The following is a 17,995-nucleotide window of genomic DNA, read 5'->3' on the forward strand; positions in this document are numbered from 1 at the left end:
ACTTCTTCTCGTGTCATCATAAGTTTTATTTTTGGGCACAAAGATACTGGTCGAAGAGATTGCAGAAAATACGTGGTTTACCGGAGGCTTACAAAAGTTTCCCTTCGATGAAACAAAAGTTTCCCACTGGGGAAACAAAAGTTTCAATAGCGGGAAACAAAAGTTTCCCCAGTGGGAAACTGACAGTCTGCATATATATGCTTCACCCCCGCCATTAATGGTTGTGGCGGGGGGAAGGATTGTATCGGTTCCGGCAATTGCAGCAATATAATTATTGCTGCAATTGCAATTTTATGTCTTTACGTGATTTCAAATCTTTTAAACTCTGGGTTTGGGTATATGTATATCCCAGAATCGAGGATGTGAATTTTAATGATGTATTGTCCGGCATATTCGGCGGGTAGACTAACATACATTCTCCGTTGGAAGTCATTTGGATGTATAAAAGGTTATCATATCTACTATCTGTAGTTCCCTTTACTGATATTTGGGCATCAGTCGGTATATAACGATCTCCCCATTTCCATTGTTGTCTGTCGTCATAGTATCCGCCATGATAATAAGCTCTTATTCCTGTTATTTTTTGTTCTTCTTGCACTCTTTCAGAAGTGAGAATAACAGTTTCATCTTTATAGTAAGGAGACGTCAGCTCTATTGTTTCCGTTTTGCCGTTTTCGTTCCGTTTGAAGTGCAGAACGATCGTCTTGCCTATTTCAGCGTCGCTCTTTACCGTGTACTTGTAATAATATTCTCCGCCTCTAATCTCAAGAATCATTCCGTCATTTTGAGTCAAATCGGGAGTGAGCTGCTTTGTTTTCACATACACGTTGAACGGGAAAGCAGTTTTTGCTATTGTCGGAGGAACTTTGAACGAAATTCGTACTTTATTCTCGCTATAAGAACCGTCGCTTTCCAATTTTGCAAAGAAGTCGTACGGGTATCGCAATATCAAAGTGATCTCGCGGGTAATGATTCCGGCATTGCTTCCTGCCGTAGACCGGGCTATTACGTTTACTTTAAATTTTAATTCACGGTCGGTCGGTGTTTTTTTAACCGGAATTTTTAATACTCCTGTGTTAGTTCCCGTGTTGGTAATAACCGGCTTTCCAAGATATTCATTGTTGTCTCCGTCCCAATCAGGATATATCTTTACTTGATTAATCCCTCCCGTAAAAAGAATATCGGATTTAAACTCACCGTTCTTCACAAAGATCTGTCCCAATGGGTTTACCGTCAAGGTATGCGTTCCGTCCGATACGGAAGGATAGTCTTCCAGTTCGGTAGAAGCGAAAATATTGTTTCCCGCAGGCTTTGTCACGGCTTCCTCTTCCGTAGCATAACCTTTATTGTTTACGGCATTCACTTTCACGTGGTAATGATAGTTGCGTACAATATTATAACGAGACGATACCCCGGTAGTCTCATTAAACTTCTTCATTTCGATTTTATAAAAGGCATCCTTTCCTTTATACTTTCCTTTAAGAATAAGAAAAAGCGGCTGTTCATCGTTCTCCCTGTCGAAACGTTCGAAAACATCTATCGGATCGGTTCCGAACGGCCCATGCGCAACATCGATAATTCCTGCTCCCGGAGGCACGGTAGGTTGGTCGGGTGTCTCAGGGAAAACATAAGTGTATCCTTCTTCCTTGAAAATGTATGGAGCTACGGTGGCTTTATTATAAGCATTGTACACTTTAAATCCTTCGTACGTAAAGTCAGGAATGCCGTTTTTTATTGTAAGCGATATGCGGGCGTTATTACGCAGCAGCTTGAATACTTTGCTGTTAAAGTCGGTTTTTTGCAATCGGTTGAATTTTATCTCCCGCCAAAGTTCATTCTTTTGCGTGGTTAAATCGGGAATAATCTGCCCGGCATCTTTGCCTTCCAAAAAATAGTCTTGTTGGAATCCCGTCCAGTCGTGTTTGGCTATAAAATGAATGTAACGCGGCTTGGTGCTCGAAACAAGCTGCACTGTAAACCGATACATTCGGGTTATCCCGTCTTTCGAATTGCCGGGTAAGTGGTCCGATGCAGGCTTGTCATCGTTGTACACTTTTTCCAATATGGCTTTACGGCTATATAAGAATCGCCTGTGTTCGTCGAATACCAATAGCCGGAGGTTGTCGATGGAGTTGATTTCGTCTTCATCGGCTCGGGTGAGAATCGTACTCATCCCGTCGGCATAGCTGTCGAACGATACTTCAAAAGATTTCCCTTCGGACAACAATTCCTCGTTATTCCTGTAAAAAGAATCGTCGGAACATGCTCCTGTCGCAAGCAAAGCGAACAATAAACAGAATATTGTATAGTGATGTCTCATCTTTTCTTTCCTTTCTTATTTATTCAGAAACTTTGTAGGTATCGAACACGCAACGGATATAAGCCCTTGATTGATTGTGAGCTTCTTCTGCCGGTGTGCCGTGATATGCATTCGAGAATTTGTAAGTTACTCCTGTTTGGGCAGTCCAATAGTAAGATCCCCACAATAAGCTTTTGACCGCACTATGCTCATTTGCCTGAATACCTTCAATATATTTAAGTTCTGCCTTTGTAGGTATGCGCCAACGCCCTTTGTATTTGAATGTTTTATCAATATTGCGAGAACTCCATCTTCCTCTTTCATTTTTATAGCGTTCTTCATACGTCCCGTCCATTCCGTATTCTCCTTCAAAATAATTTTCACATCTGTTGGCGGCATGGGTATAAGCTCTATAAGAATCTTGCCATTTATCATCGTTATCATAATCGTATTCATCTTTGTCGTAATAAGGAGAATGATCATCGAAGCGGCTTGAATACGGTCCATACCCTCTGCCAAATTTTGTTGTTTCGTCTTTTTTATTTCCACCCGAATATTGAGGAATGGAGCGGGACATGCCATGCTGTGTCGCAATAATAAATTCGGGAGAAACAATATTATTGGATATGGCATCCCTTTTGGTCCGTCCATTGCTATCTGTAGGGTCGCCAATTACTTCATTCCCTTGGTTCACTACGGTCGTTATTTTATAAAATACATCATTCCTTTGGGCTCCCGACTGTCCAGTTGTAGGGTCGTTTGCTATAGCTCCCAATATATCATGGAAACGAAAGTCCGCATACGGACCTGTATCTCCCGTGTTGGGCTTGTATCCGGGAGATTTTGTCCCCGTTACATATTTAGGCGGGTATTGCGTCACATGTACTTCTTGCGAAAGAGGAACGGCTGTTTCTCCGTCAGGCATTACATGGGTTACAGTAAAGTAAATTTCGAACGGAACAAAATTAACAGGCACTCTGTGATTTATCTGCAACAGTTTGTTCAACGGATTGGTTTCGTCGTTTGTTATTTGGATTTCATCAAAAGCTGTATGATAATATGCTGATGGCTCACCATCGATGTATGCTGTTATATATTGACCATCGTCTACATATTTTATCAGTCGCGCATACTGGTCGTAATATTCATATTCCGTTTTGTTTATTTTAATGGTAATGGGCAGGTCGGAGTAATAGGCTACGCTTCTTTCCGCTATATTCGGCATTAGCGGATGGTGCTCCTTTACTACGAGAAAGTGCGCATTTTTTATATCTCCGTCCACGGAGTTTGAGGTATTCCACGGTTCAATACTGATATATGCCTCCAAATGGATGGGGTCTCCTTCGTCTTCGCTACCCAGCGTGTTGATAGATGAAACGATATCGTATAAATGATTGCGCTCTATTTTCCGTAATCCGTTTTTTTGTTCATTGGTCATTTCGCCGGTAGGGAAGCGGTAATTGACAGGAATGCGGTAATAATACGGTTTAGGCTGTCCGCTTCCTACTTTAAATTTTATCATCAGGGTCAGGTAAGTCTCATTATCTCCTTTGTCTTCTCCGCTCCAGTCGTTTTCGTATGCGTAGAATGGATAGGAAGATGACAGGAACATATCTTTATCACTTCCGGGTTTTGTCGGATTAACGTATCCGGGATAACGCTTCCAGTCCATCGTACGGTACTCTGTTATTTCCCAATCATTGGGCTGTATAGCATATGCCATACCTTTTATCAAAGAGGTAATGGGAGTGTAGTTTACCATTTTTATTTCCGGTTTGCCTACCATTTCATAGTTTACGGTTTGTCCGTTCTCCGTACTTGTTACTTTCACCTCCCGTATCCGTAACCGTATTTTAGCTGCGGCACGATGTAGCTTCAATGTTTGAGGCACATTGTACATCACCTCGTCGTTTAGCCATTTTACGGTTTGAGAAGATACCATTCCATCCATCAGGAATTTATCTTGAGGTTTTTCCGAATCGGGATTAATAAGTCCCGGAGTCTTTTCTATTCTGGTTTTCAAATCACTTAACGAATTAACTTCTTCTAATGGAATGGATCTGTTGCGGTTCGCTATTACAACGATGTCGAAACTCTTGTTTTCGTAGTTACTCACTTCGGCATAGGGAATGATAACTGTTAGTTTCAAGTCGTCTCTCCGTATGTTTTGAGGTACAGAATGAAGAGTTCCGTCGGCATTGAAGAAAAACACATCCAACGTTTCCAGTTTGTTTTCATTAAGCGCGTTGAATTTATCTCCTTCTTCAGTTTTTCCGGCACGTGAACCGGAAGATTTTGCTATGTTGTTTTCTTCTATTGCTAAAGCGAGCACAATGGCTTTGGCTCCTTCGGGGAGCGGTTTTTGCTGAAGTATTTCATTTTCGTGCATGCAAGAAACAAGTAGGCCCAGCAATAGAGCGAATATAAAAAAACGTGTATGATTCAGATTATTTTTCATTGTTGTGTAACTCTTCTTTTTTTAAAACTATTCTACTTGCTTGAATACAGTTCGCCGTGTAGGTCCGGGTTCTTGTCCTAAATAAGCAGGTGAAACCTGAACTTCTTTTCCGTTGAGAGTCAGATAAACCTGTGTAAAACGCGGAGTTCCATTGAACGGCTTTAGCGGACGAATATATGCCACATAGGTAGTAGAGGCAGATGCAATTCCGATTGTCGCTCCCATTTCTCCGTTTTGCAGTTTATCTTCGGGTTGAGCTTTCAATTCGAAATCGAGTCCGTTGGTGATTGATACGCTCCATGTTCCGCCGATGGGTTCGGTCACTTTAAACTTTATCACCGCTTTGGCTTGTCCGTGAAGGGTAACTATCTTTTTATCGCTGCTTACTTCTCCTTGTCCGTCCTCATAGCTGATACCGATTATGGAGACTTTCGGCTCGGAGAAGTTGATTTCCGATTCAACCAATGTCCAAGGCACTACTTCCATACTGACGGAAATCTGATGTTCACTGTTGTCATCAGGTACATCGATCGGATCGGGAATCTCCGGCAATCCGGGACCTTTGATTGAATTTACTCTAAGTTTATATACATTGTTGCGTACTACTCCATAACGTCCGTACGCATGCTTCTTAGGTTGCTGCGTATCATCGAAATGACGGAGGGGAACCATGAAATAGCCGAGCGCGTTGTAGTAGAATTTTAAAAGATTATCGGTCCCTCCCCACCAACTTTTCGTATTGCAGGGCTTCCCGTTGTTTTCGTATTCTTGTTCTTGTGCACCAGTATATGCAGAAAACACCTTTACAATACTTTCTTCGGAGGAAAGATCGAAATCTTTGACCGAAGCGCCGAAACCTGCGGGTACTCCTAAATCGGCATCGCTTGTTCCGCTCTGTGATTGCTTGGCTACATCAATAAACTCTTTCAATGTCCAGCGTTTCTCTTTATATTCGAGCCATGAGTAAATATCGACACCGATAAAGGTTAGCTCTTCCGGTTGATAGAATATCTCTAAAATCGCTTCTGTGGTAACCAGTCTGTTTTGGGCTTCCGCGTTCATTGTATTCTCCGTGACATACATGCCTTCGTCATTCCATCCGGCTCCTGCCATATAAAAAGGAGTTGTCGGATTCTGTTTTTTGTAGAAGAATGTATTTTTCAGTATATGAATATCGTGAGAGTCCAACTCCATATTCGGATCGGTCGCATAGCTCTTGTAACGATATGTCAATGAATAGTCGGACATGTTTTCCTGTTCGAGAACAGCTTCGGTAGTCGCTGTTCCGTTTGTTTGAATAGCTTGAGCAGGTTTACGCATCCAATACATTTTTTGGTTGATCACATTAGCGCCGAAGCGATCGACGTATGCTTGTGTCGCACCTTTTATCTCTTGAATTTCTTTTCTCACATAAAGTTTGGCAAAAGCACGCTCTACAACAACAGGAACGGGATTTGCCACCGCATCGGCTTGGGTTGTTTTCCAATGTGCGCTGTTGGTTTTTACATATCCTTTGGCATTGCTCATAAACACACCTTTATCTTGTTCCGGTGCATTGGGGTTGGGAGCATTTAATTTATACAAAGAATCGTATGAATAATCTCCTGCCACCTCGAAATCGGCTTTGCTTTTTCCTGTTTGAGTTGCCTGCTTCACGGCTTCAATCGGATTTATCAATGCCAGAACATCATATTCTCCTTTTTCCAGTTCGATTGCTTCTGTGGTAAAAGAAGGCCCCGTGAACGAACCATAGTCTTTTGCAAGGGCTACCGTTCCGGCTTGGTTGTAAAAAACAATTCTAACGGATTTGATTGCGTTGTCGCGTTCATCTCCTTCGAACGCTTGTCCATGCTGGTCTTCGTCCGATAAAGCTCTCGTCTGAGTTCCAATCATGGTAGGAATTGCTACACGTACGGCTGTCCATGCTTTTTGTCCGGTAACAATATCTACTTTGTTTTTCTCAAAAGCATCGTCGGTACATGATAAGATAGTCAGCAAACCAAACAAACATGCGATATGATATATAACTTTTCTTTTCATTTTTCTTTTTATAAATCAACACCTTGCTCACGTATAATCCAAGGAAGAACTTCCGCTTTTACGGCAATGAAATCTTCTTTTGGCATTGTTACTGCCATTTTATAGTGTTGGTTTCGAACAACGCTATATTCAGGTTTTTTAGGGTTTGTCGTTTCTTCTTCTCCACGTGCAAACTTCAGATAGCTTGTTTGTGCTTCATCGCCGTTGGACAAGATCGGTACATTGAATTTTTTTCCGCTTTTGGTTTCTACGATGAAGTAGTTTACAGGAGTATTTGGCGTTTCCTGATTCCAAACTAATGTAGGGTCTGAAATAATTACTTCGGGTATATAATATATGTATTTTCTTGAAGAAATTTCCGTAAGCAATGTTTGGGGCTTATGTGCGCTTTCCGGTGTCTTTGTTGTGCTTGCTAAAAGAAACCGAGTGCGCGCATGGCAATAACTGATAGATTTGAGATTGTCGGTGACTCCTGACAAATTAATTTCTATTTTAGCTACCACTCGGATCAACTTTACCTTTCTGTCAGTGCCATCCGGTAAGAATGGACGTGGATTTGTTATAGTTCCTCCTCTGTCTACGGTCTGATTTTTATATACCCGTGACATGGGAAACCCTTTATCGGTAGCAGCTTTGCTATATAATGCCTCATCCAAAACATTCATTTGTTGCATATATGTTTGCATGGCGCTTCTGTTTGTAATTGCCTTTAGAGGCGCCATCGGCATATTGGCTACAAAATAGAAGTCCCGTTGTCCCGGCATCATTTTCACAGTGAAGGTTTTTTCTTTGTGGTCGAAAGGTATATTTTCATCATAATACTCGCACACTTTTTCTCCGGTAGAAGAATCGAATACAAGCATTGCCAAGTCATGCACGCGATCCTCAAAATCTGTGGCATCTGCGTTGAACGAATCTACGCCTTCTTGTTGTGCCCGGGTGACAGCAAGGTATACGATAGGTCCTTCATTCGGTCTTTCTTCTATAACTCCCATGTTCGAATTGCTCGAATCGCACGAAGCGAAAAGAAGAAGGAACGCTGCATCTTTTATAATATTTTTAATTCTCATTTTCATAGTTAATAGCCGTCACCTAATTCAGTCTCGTAACTGTGTATTTGCCAATTGTTTACATAAATTGCCCAGCAGATAAAAGTATAGCAATCGAGACATTTGTCTTTAATTTCGAATTTTACATTAAAATCGTTTCTACAATCTAAGTTTACATTAGGCAATTTCAATAAAATACTTCCGATAAGATCACTTTGCCAAATGATTTCATTGGTTTTAGTGTTACGTAATGTAATCATACTGTTATATCCCATTTTTAAATCCATCAGCGTGAAACTTGCTTTCAGGCTGCTACTTGTGTAGTCGATTGAAGCAGGATAGTTGAGTACATCGCTTCCTCCGACAATTCTTCTGTCAATGTTCATTTTACCATTAGCCGAGGTTATTTCGACTGCGAAGTCTTGAGGATTCACTTTTTCGCGGATGGATTCATGGATTGCTATCTCCACATTGATGCGGTTTGTTACTTCTTGTAGATTCACCGCTGTATATTTATATATTGAACCTTCTTTTTCTGTGCTGGGCAACATTACAGAGGGACTTGCGCCTTGCCAAACTTTGTGTGATCCAAGAGCTTTGACTTGATTGTTTTGCGCACGAAGAGTAAGCATAAGGTCTGTTTTTTTAGTTGCGCCTGTTTTGAAAGAAGGTATATCGAATAGGTCGTTTATCCCTGTCCATGCAACAAAAGTATAGTAACCTTGTTTCAGGGGCATCAAAATATGGTAGTCGCGAGTAAGCGACGCGTTTTTTAAAAATGTGCTGCCTGCCAATATATTATTCTCATCGAAAGCAAATAAATAGAGGTCAGACACATCTCCGATAAAAGTTGAATCTTCCGCACAAGGAGTCTTGGAGTAAAAGCTCACATATACACCTTGGGGACAATCTTTTAAATCGTCATAGATAAGGGAATCACATCCTACAATTGTTCCCAATGCGAATATTGCCAATAATATCTTGTTACGTAAATTCATCTTTACTTTTGCTTAAAGGTTTAAGAAAAAGGGAGGGCGAAAGGGCATCGCCCTCCCAGCTGTTTTTATTTTATTAATTTAAATTCTATTAGTCACCCAATTCAACGGAGTAGGAGTGTACTTGCCATGGTAAAACAACTGTTTCAACAGACATCCATGTTTCTTTCGGAGTCAAAGGATCGTTCGGATCTACAGGAGGATTTTGGGGCTCATACGGATTCTCAGGTTTCGGGTCCGGATTATTCGGATCATTCGGATCTTCTGGATTATTCGGATCTGTTGGGGGAACCAATGGATTCCAGTTTCCTCCAATTCGTTTGAAACCTGTGATTTCAATATGGTAGATATTGTTACGAACTACCGGTGAGTTCAACCATCCTATGGTATTCTTATCAGGGTTTACCCATGCATAATAGAGAACTTTGCCTTTTACGTAACGAGTTGTCCTTTGATCTTTAACTCCTTTTTTGTTGACATCATGTGCTACCTCATTATTCTCATAAAAGACGCCGTTTCTGCCTAAATAGAAATCTTGATTTTCGGGATAACTTGTATTAACTTCTCCATCTGCCATAACAACTTTTGCTGGTTTGAATTTAGCGCGTACTAGGACGTAGGCGGTATTACCTTTGCGATAACCTGTGGCATCTTGTGTTGCCCCCCAAGTATGGGTATTAGGCAAAATGAATTCTCCCCACAAAGATTTCTTCAGGTCGTCAGATATATTGCCTAAAGCAGTATCTTTGTTTTCATCATATAGAATTTTTGTCGGAACTGTAATGCCTGAGATGCCGGAAGTTGAATACCCTCTCCAAAGCCCTGTATAATCATAATGATCTCTGGCTGTGTAAAATTCTTTACCACTTGGTACAAAAGAAGAAGATACAGTTTCGATAGACAAGTTTTCATTGCCTTCGTTTACTTTTTGTTGAAAGTATAAAGCTTTCTCTCCTTGTGCAACTACATATTTAATATCTGAAATAGTTCCTAAAAGAGCATCTGGCTCAATAATGCTAGGGGTTAATGCATCATCTCCCTTTACTTCATAAGTCTCTTTTTTAGTCGTTATCATAACACGGGCAACTGCACGTTTTACTTCGACTTTTGCACGGTTTTTAGTCGGATCATTCAGTGTAGTAGCTTCGCTTATGCCTTCTTCAACCTTAACGGTACCTGCTTTGGTCACTGTCATTAAAATAACGTCTTTCTTAGAATCCGAATCTATTTTTGCTATTTTGTCAGCTACAGTATTGGCAGTTGTAGAGGCATTACCTTCTGCAGTTAATGTTTTTAACGCACCTTCATACGCTACTTTAAATTCTGTTAACTTGGTTTTTCCATTAAGTAGTGCTGTAGACTCTGTGGTAGGGTTAACAACAACGTAGACAGTTTTCTCTCCCGGGAGAACTTTGATACCTTTTAAAGGTTTGATCGATACTGTATTGTCCGTGTTAGGAGCTACCATTTGGAATTCCCCAGTTTTAAATTTATGTATTCTTTCTCCTTCTTTAGGCTCAAGATCTCCATCTGAGTTAAATACATAAATTTCAATTTCTTTAATTTCATCCAATCCTGCCCATTGTCCCAAATAATTATATTCGGGATTAGCTTGGTTTTGCCCGTCTGCTCGAGTGCCAGTAGATTGTGGCATAGACAATGTTATCGACATATAGGTTGTTCCTTCGTTTGATGAAGGTTTACCTCCTAAGTCGTCATCATTACTACATGCAGCAAACACTCCTAATCCCAGAGCCATCGCTGCCATTACTAAAAACTTGTTTGTTTTCATAAATAAAACTTTTAATAAATAAGATTTCTGTTTAATATTTTATAGTTCTCTAGTTTATGTTTCGATTGGTTATTGGTCTTTTTCCGCCTTTTCGAGTTCCTGAAGATTGTGCCGGGCCGCTTGCAAGTCGCCTGCTTTACGGAAACATGCTTTGGCTTTCTCATTTTCACCTCGGCGGGCATAGAGAATGCCTAAATTGTTTTGTGCTTCCGGCATATTGCCCAATGCTATCAAGGCTTCTTCTACGGCATTCGTCCGATTGGCGTTTAAACGGCTTGCCATGAGATTCAAACGGCTGACAGGATTGTCGGGATAGACATTGGCGGCTGTCTCAAGCACTTCTTCACGATCGCGGCTGCCTTCGGGATAGCTGTTGGCTACCAAATACATTTCGTTTAAACTCAGCAGTGCGGGTTTGGTTTTGATAACTTCGCGCGCTTCTTCCACACTGAACGGACGCACATTGTATGTAAAGGCATATTCGGTACGACGCAGCGGAGGGTAGAAGTTGGTCAGCATGTAGCGGTAAGGATTGCCTGCCGAAAGAGCCATGAGCTTGGCTTCGCGTCCGCCTTCGATGCTGTATCGGTCGATGATATCGAGCACTTCTTCTTTCTTTTCCATTCCCGAGGCTTCTACAGCTTTTACCAAGCCGTCCCAATCTTCACCGTGTCCGGTGACTTTAAACAGGTTCGATTGCAAACCGTAGGCTTTTGCCAAGTATTCCACAAATGCTTGTGCACGATTGCGTGAAAGGGTGAGGTTGGACGTATGGCTTCCTTCGGGAGAGGCGTATCCGTCGATGGCTACATTGGTTACCGTCAGGTCTTTATTGCTCATGATGTTACGTGTCACGCTGTCTACACGGGCGAATTCGCGGGCATTTCCTTGGAAGTCGCGAAGCAGTTCGTAGCGGCCTACCACAAAATTGAAGCGGGCTACAAAACGGTCGGAACGAACTTTTACAGGTTCCGGCTCAGGCGTAACGTAAGCTACCGTATATTGGGGCACATAACGTTCGGACAATAAACGATCGGTTAATTTATAGCGCATATAACCTTGCTCGCACATGGCACAGCCGCCGGCGTATTCGTCGACTTGTATGCTGGCGCTGCGCATCCATTCTTCGAAGGGTATTGAAAACTCTATGGGAATGTGCTGCGACGTTGAGTTGCTGCGACGGATCATTTGTTCGGGTTGGGGCTCGGCGGGCATGGGGGAGAGTTCTCCTCTTTTATAAAGAATCATGGGTACGCGGCTTCCTACCATGACCGGTGTAAAACGGTGAACTTGATAGCCGTCTGCCGAGACCAGCATGGGAGTAAGTGTCAGCATGCTTTGTCTTTTCAGACGCAGGCTGTCGAGAATGATGTTGAACGTAGCATGGATCTGATTGTCTTTGCGTTCGATTTGAGGAGTATCGAAACCGATTCCTCCTGTGTAAGCCGTTTTTTGAGCATATACGGAGCTTGCGCCGGCAAGCAGGGCTGATAAAATTATCGTGGAAAAATATTTGTTCATCGCTTTGCACTTATTTAATGACATATACTAAAGAGATAGCAGCCCGGGTAGGACCAAAATAGCCTTTAGAAGAATCTTTCAGTTTCTTTCCGCAAGTGGTGCAAGGATATTTGCGATAGTCGAGATATGCATATCCGGCGCCTACTTCTGCTTCGAGGCCCCAATGTTTGGAAAGAACCCATTGATAGCCAATGGATGCGCCGCCGCCGACAAACCAGCCTTCGTAACGATAATCTTTTACGGTATGCAATATTCCGAAAGGAAGTTTATAGTTGCCTGCATTGAACTGTCCGCCATGAGCGTGCACTCCTACAAACCAACCGTTGAAACGGGAGCAAAACCAGTAACGGTACTCGGGTTGAAGCAACCAATGCTTAAACTTTTTATTATTACTATAAGTGAAAGGATTTACAGCTCCCATGATTTCGAGAGTGTGTTTCTTTCCGGTAGAAATTTCTACTGAAGCGTTGGGAGTCAAGAAAACTCCATCGTAGAATAAATTGTTTTTGATAGCGATTTGTTGAGAGGATCCTTTGGCTATTCCTATCAGTGCCAATACTAGTAACACCCCCATTCGTCGAAATTGTTGCACCATGTGATTTGTTTGTTTTTTGAATCAATGAGCAGAATAATCAACTTTCTGATTCAATAGGTTAAATTATTATCCTTTTGCTAACTCGTTAAATTCTTATTGTTTTCTAGGTTTTCGTATCGTTTTTTCTTGATTTTTTCAAACGAATTAGACTTTACCATCCTTTAAATGGATAAATGATTATTCATTTATTCTGTTATCCAATATTTTAAGACCTTGTTTATGATAAATAATGATAGGGGTGTTTGGCAAATATAAACAATATATGATTAAAATATGCAAGTTTTAGACTTAAAAAAGGTTAAGAGATTTTTTGTATAGTTTCTTCGCTCAATGAATATGAGAAGTTTTTGCCGTCTGAGAAACCGAAACAGGTGTTTTATTGTTGTATTTACATATAATACCTTAAATAATCACTTTATGAGAAAACAAAAAAAACTTGTATTTTCTGTGCTTTTTCTGTGGATGCTTTCTCTTTGTTCTCTCCATGCGCAGAAGAAAGAACTTCCACGCATAGATTCATTGGTTACGGTGGGATATGCTACCGGAAGCTTGAAGACCATTTCAGGTTCTGTAGAGAAGATTACAGAAAGGCAGATGCACAAAGATCAAATCACGAATCCGTTGGAAGCAATTCGAGGACGTGTTCCGGGATTGACCATCCAGCGGGGAAATAATGGGCCGGCCGCTTTGGATGCGGTGCGTTTGCGAGGTACGACTTCGTTGACCAGCGGGAATGATCCGTTAATTATTGTGGATGGAGTGTTTGGGGATTTAAATATGCTTGCGTCTATTTATCCTACCGATATCGAAAGTATTACAATCTTGAAAGACGCTTCGGAGACTGCGCAATACGGTTCGAGAGGAGCGTCGGGGGTTATCGAGATTACGACCAAGAAAGGGGACGCCGGGAAGACTCAGGTAAGTTATAACAGTACATTCGGAATATCCGCCGTTTATAAAAATCTGAAGATGCTTTCGGCGGAAGAGTTTCGGCGGGTAGCTTCAGAGCGGGATATTTCGATACTCGATAAGGGGAATGATACCGACTTTCAGAAAGAAATAGAGCAAGTAGGTTTGCAACAGAATCATCATGTGGCTTTTAACGGAGGATCGGCTTCATCTCATTGCCGGGTGTCTCTTGGTTTCATGGATAGGCAGGGAGTCATATTGAATGAGAAAATGAAAAATTTTACATCGAACATGAATATGTCTCAGCAGGTGTTCGACGGTTTTTTAATTTGTGAGCTGGGAATGTTCGGCTCGATTCAGAAAAACCGTAATCTGGTAGATATACAAAAGACTTTCTATTCGGCTGCCACGTTTAATCCAACTTTTCCGGATCATAAAGATCCTGTCACTCATTCATGGGATCAGATTACTACGGCAAGTCAGATTACGAATCCGTTGGCTTGGATGGAAGTGAAGGACCGGGACGCAACTTCGCACATTAGTACACATGCCCGGCTGAGGTTTAACTTGTCGGACGAGTGGAAATTGACTTGTTTCGGAGCCTATACATATAATATGGTGGAGAATTCTCAATATTTGCCTACTTCGGTCTGGGCTCACGGCCAAGCATACAAAGGAGTGAAAAAGATGGAATCGTGGCTCGGGGATATGATGCTGACATATAAGAAGAATTGGAAAAAACATCTTCTTGATGTGTTGGCGTTGGCGGAACTTCAGAAAGAAACGCATACGGGATTTTATACTACCGTGACTAATTTCAGTACCGATTTGTTCGGGTACGACAACCTGCAAGCGGGAGCGATCAGGCTGTGGGAAGGAACAAATTCATACTATGAAGAACCGCGATCGGTTTCATTTATGGGACGTTTCAATTATACGTTTGCCGACCGGTATGTGCTGACTGTAAATGCGCGTACCGACGCTTCCTCTAAATTCGGGGATAACCATAAGTGGGGATTTTTTCCTTCTGTTTCCGCAGCTTGGGTAATAAGTGAGGAGAAATTTATGGAACGATTCCCGGTAATCGATAATCTGAAGATTCGGTTGGGATATGGTTTGGCGGGAAATCAGGGCGGAATAGATTCGTATACGACTTTACATCTGGTTAAACCGAACGGGGTGGCTCCGATAGGGAACTCGCCGGTGGTATCGTTGGGAGATTTGCGGAATACGAACCCCGACTTGAAATGGGAAGTAAAGCATACGTTCAATGCCGGCGTGGATGCGGCGTTGTTCGGCAACCGTCTGTTGTTTTCGGTCAATTATTATCACTCCAAAACAAAAGACATGCTTTATCTTTATAATGTGTCTGTTCCGCCTTTTATTTATAATACTCTGTTGGCGAATATCGGATCCATGCGAAACACTGGTACGGAGATTGCGGTGGGAGTGACTCCTCTAAAGACGAAAGATATGGAGCTGAATATAAATGCCAATCTTTCTTTTCAGCAGAACAAACTGCTTTCTTTGAGCGGCATCTATAATGGTGAGATGCTTTACGGGCCTCCGTATAAAAGTTTGGCAAGCCTTAATGGGGCGGGATTCCACGGAGGATACAACCACATTGTTTATCAAATGGTGGGGCAACCTTTGGGAGTGTTCTATTTGCCCCATAGCAAAGGGTTGGTTGATGATGGGGCCGGAGGTTATTTGTATGAAGTTTCCGACTTGAACGGTGGGGGAGTCAGCCTGGAAGACGGTGAAGACCGGTATGTGGCAGGGCAGGCTGTACCCAAAGCTATATTGGGATCGAATATCAGCTTCCGATATAAACGGTTTGATTTGTCGGTGCAAATCAACGGAGCGTTCGGGCACAAAATTTACAACGGTACGTCGCTGACTTATATGAACATGAATATTTTCCCCGATTACAATGTAATGAAGAAAGCGCCCGCGCAAAATATCAAGGATCAGACTGCGACCGATTATTGGCTGGAGAGAGGGGATTACGTGAATTTCGATTATCTGACGCTCGGGTGGAATGTTCCGTTGGAACGACTCTCAGGAGTAAAGAAATACATTCGTTCGCTGCGATTGGCATTTACTGTCAATAATCTGGCGACTATTACCGGTTACTCCGGACTTTCGCCTATGATCAACAGCTCTACGGTGAATGAAACGCTGGGAGTGGACGACAAACGGGGATATCCGATAGCACGGACTTATACGTTGGGAGTGAGTGTTAACTTTTAATGGAGGAAGAAAGAATGAAACAGTTTTATAAAAAGATTGTCTGGCTTCTGGCAATAGGAATCGTTTTAGGATCGTGCGACCATTTTCTGAGGGAAGAGCCGAGAGACAAGCTTCCGGAAGAAGAAGCCTATAATACGCTTTCGAATTTGTATCTCAATGCTGTGGCTTCATTATATACTTATATAGGAGGATTCGAGGATAGCCAGGGCTTGCAAGGGACGGGCAGAGGAGTGTATGACCTGAATACATTTACAACCGATGAGGCCATTGTGCCCACACGCGGCGGAGACTGGTATGACGGCGGATTTTGGCAAGGATTATTCTTGCATAAATGGGGAATCGATAATGATGCTGTTCAGGCAACATGGGAGTATTTATATAAGGTGGTGATGCTTTGCAACAAATCGCTGGAGAAGATCGACCGGTTCGGCGACTTGCATCCCGATGCCGATTTGTCTGTTTTTAGAGCGGAGGTTCGGGCAATCAGGGCAATGTATTATTATTATCTTATGGATTTGTTCGGCTCTGTGCCGTTAGTACTTTCTTCATCTCCGTCGATAACAGAGGTCTCACAGAGCGAACGCAGGGTAGTTTTCGATTTTGTTGTGAAGCAGTTGCAGCAAGCTCTTCCTTTATTGAGCGATGCCCATAGCAATTTGTCGGGCCCTTATTACGGTCGCGTTACTCGTCCGGTGGCGATGTTCCTGCTCGCCAAACTCGCTTTAAACGCCGAAATTTATACCGATAACGACTGGACGGACGGCAATCGTCCCGATGGTAAAAATATCTTTTTTGAGGTGGGTGGCAACCGGCTCAATGCCTGGCAGACGGTGATAGCGTATTGCGACCGCCTGAAAGAAGCGGGTTATCGGTTGGAGCCGGATTATAAGGCTAATTTTGCCGTGTTCAACGAATCGTCTGTAGAAAACATTTTCACTATTCCGATGAACAAGACGATGTATACCAATCAGATGCAATATATGTTCCGGTCGCGCCATTACAATCATGCCAAGGCTTATGGATTGGGAGGAGAGAATGGGCCGAGCGCCACAATCGAAGCATTGGAGGCATTCGGTTATGGGACGAAGAACCAAGACCCGCGCTTCGACTACTGTTATTTTGCCGACATCGTGTACGATCTGAAAGGCAAGCCGGTACTGCTCGATGATGGCAAGACGGTGTTGAAATACCTGCCTTGGAAAGTGGCTTTGGATGTGTCGAATACTCCGTATATGCAAACGGCGGGCGCGCGAATGAAGAAATATGAAGTGGATGAAACGGGAACGAAGGATGGCAAGTTGATAGAAAACGATATTGTTTTATTCCGTTATGCCGACGTTCTGTTGATGAAGAGCGAAGCGAAAGTGCGTAACGGCGGGAATGGCGATGCCGAGTTGAACGAAGTACGGCAACGGGTAAACGCTCCTCGGCGAACAGCCACATTGGAAAATCTGCTTATCGAAAGACAGCTGGAACTGGCTTGGGAGGGTTGGCGGCGTCAAGATCTCATTCGTTTCGGAATGTTTACCAGAGCTTACAGCAGTCGTCCGCAATTGCCGGATGAGGAAAACGGATACACTACCGTATTTCCTATTCCCGAGAAAATACGAGTAATGAATACGGGGTGGAAACAGAATCCGGGATATTAATAATGGAAACTGAAAAAGTATTTCATATTTATTGACCGAAAGTTTCAGTCTAAATCTTGGGCTATATAGAGGGTGGGAATTTTAAAATTCATATTATACAGGGCATAAAAGCGTAGAGAAGCGCCCTCTGCTTATAATCTACAAGCAAAATCACAAAGGCTTTCGCAAAGCGGGAATCTTTTCAATGCTTTTTTAGAAAGATAGCTTCTTTCTTTAGTAAGATAGCGTCCGGAGTGTCGAATAAACAGTTTGAAAAGTATTCGACACTCCGGACGCTATCTTATTTTACGGAAACAGTGACTTGACAGAAGAAGCCCTATTGTTTCTTGGAAGCACAGCCGCCAATCTCTTTTGGGGAACTTACTACTTAATCAACGAACTTCATCACTTCTCAAAAGCTCGACTGTCTATCAATTTTACGGAAACAGTGACTTG

At 42.4% G+C, this 17,995-nt stretch carries 10 protein-coding genes; 2 read left to right on the forward strand and 8 right to left on the reverse strand.

The annotated features are described in order from the left end of the window. Positions 1-271: 271 nt before the first annotated feature. The 8 genes from GGR07_RS08575 to GGR07_RS08610 form a co-directional block, all read right to left on the reverse strand. Complete coding sequence (locus GGR07_RS08575; RefSeq protein WP_021646494.1) at positions 272-2,320, reverse strand: hypothetical protein; 2,049 nt, start codon at positions 2,318-2,320, stop codon at positions 272-274. Positions 2,321-2,339: 19 nt separating this feature from the next. Beyond that, positions 2,340-4,757 carry a fimbrial tip adhesin FimD gene (gene fimD / locus GGR07_RS08580; protein WP_021646493.1) on the reverse strand — a complete coding sequence of 806 codons (2,418 nt, stop codon included), beginning with the start codon at positions 4,755-4,757 and terminating at the stop codon, positions 2,340-2,342. A gap of 27 nt (positions 4,758-4,784) precedes the next feature. After that, positions 4,785-6,797, reverse strand: a complete 2,013-nt coding sequence (locus GGR07_RS08585) for an Mfa1 family fimbria major subunit (protein ID WP_021646492.1) — start codon at positions 6,795-6,797, stop codon at positions 4,785-4,787. 8 nt (positions 6,798-6,805) lie between these two features. Next, entirely contained in the window at positions 6,806-7,873 is a 1,068-nt protein-coding gene (locus GGR07_RS08590) for a fimbrial protein (RefSeq protein ID WP_021646491.1), read from the reverse strand. Positions 7,874-7,875: 2 nt separating this feature from the next. Continuing rightward, entirely contained in the window at positions 7,876-8,844 is a 969-nt protein-coding gene (locus GGR07_RS08595; RefSeq protein ID WP_021646490.1) for a FimB/Mfa2 family fimbrial subunit, read from the reverse strand. An 88-nt stretch (positions 8,845-8,932) separates the two neighbouring features. Further along, a complete protein-coding gene (locus GGR07_RS08600) occupies positions 8,933-10,633 on the reverse strand; it encodes an Mfa1 family fimbria major subunit (RefSeq protein ID WP_021646489.1) in 1,701 nt (566 codons plus the stop codon). A 69-nt stretch (positions 10,634-10,702) separates the two neighbouring features. Continuing rightward, on the reverse strand, positions 10,703-12,154 hold the full coding sequence (locus GGR07_RS08605) for an OmpA family protein (RefSeq protein WP_172545192.1): 1,452 nt from the start codon (positions 12,152-12,154) through the stop codon (positions 10,703-10,705). A 10-nt stretch (positions 12,155-12,164) separates the two neighbouring features. Next, on the reverse strand, positions 12,165-12,728 hold the full coding sequence (locus tag GGR07_RS08610; RefSeq protein WP_034542972.1) for a DUF3575 domain-containing protein: 564 nt from the start codon (positions 12,726-12,728) through the stop codon (positions 12,165-12,167). Between the two features lie 483 nt (positions 12,729-13,211). On the opposite strand from GGR07_RS08610, the gene GGR07_RS08615 reads away from it, so the two are divergent. Next, complete coding sequence (locus GGR07_RS08615; RefSeq protein ID WP_395955373.1) at positions 13,212-15,911, forward strand: SusC/RagA family TonB-linked outer membrane protein; 2,700 nt, start codon at positions 13,212-13,214, stop codon at positions 15,909-15,911. Between the two features lie 14 nt (positions 15,912-15,925). Further along, the gene (locus GGR07_RS08620; protein ID WP_039972853.1) at positions 15,926-17,560 is read left to right on the forward strand and encodes a RagB/SusD family nutrient uptake outer membrane protein; all 1,635 of its coding nucleotides are present in this window, start codon (positions 15,926-15,928) and stop codon (positions 17,558-17,560) included. Positions 17,561-17,995 lie beyond the last annotated feature (435 nt).

The sequence above is a fragment of the Bacteroides pyogenes genome (genome assembly GCF_014196225.1).
In the GTDB taxonomy this organism is placed as follows: domain Bacteria; phylum Bacteroidota; class Bacteroidia; order Bacteroidales; family Bacteroidaceae; genus Bacteroides; species Bacteroides pyogenes_A.

Bases quoted from the DNA above. Each gene is read 5' to 3' on its own strand.
- GGR07_RS08585 (WP_021646492.1), bottom strand. From the start codon at position 6,797: ATGAAAAGAAAAGTTATATATCATATCGCATGTTTGTTTGGTTTGCTG.
- GGR07_RS08575 (WP_021646494.1), bottom strand. From the start codon at position 2,320: ATGAGACATCACTATACAATATTCTGTTTATTGTTCGCTTTGCTTGCG.
- GGR07_RS08610 (WP_034542972.1), bottom strand. From the start codon at position 12,728: ATGGGGGTGTTACTAGTATTGGCACTGATAGGAATAGCCAAAGGATCC.
- GGR07_RS08600 (WP_021646489.1), bottom strand. From the start codon at position 10,633: ATGAAAACAAACAAGTTTTTAGTAATGGCAGCGATGGCTCTGGGATTA.
- GGR07_RS08590 (WP_021646491.1), bottom strand. From the start codon at position 7,873: ATGAAAATGAGAATTAAAAATATTATAAAAGATGCAGCGTTCCTTCTT.
- GGR07_RS08605 (WP_172545192.1), bottom strand. From the start codon at position 12,154: ATGAACAAATATTTTTCCACGATAATTTTATCAGCCCTGCTTGCCGGC.
- GGR07_RS08595 (WP_021646490.1), bottom strand. From the start codon at position 8,844: ATGAATTTACGTAACAAGATATTATTGGCAATATTCGCATTGGGAACA.
- GGR07_RS08620 (WP_039972853.1), top strand. From the start codon at position 15,926: ATGAAACAGTTTTATAAAAAGATTGTCTGGCTTCTGGCAATAGGAATC.
- GGR07_RS08615 (WP_395955373.1), top strand. From the start codon at position 13,212: ATGCTTTCTCTTTGTTCTCTCCATGCGCAGAAGAAAGAACTTCCACGC.
- fimD (WP_021646493.1), bottom strand. From the start codon at position 4,757: ATGAAAAATAATCTGAATCATACACGTTTTTTTATATTCGCTCTATTG.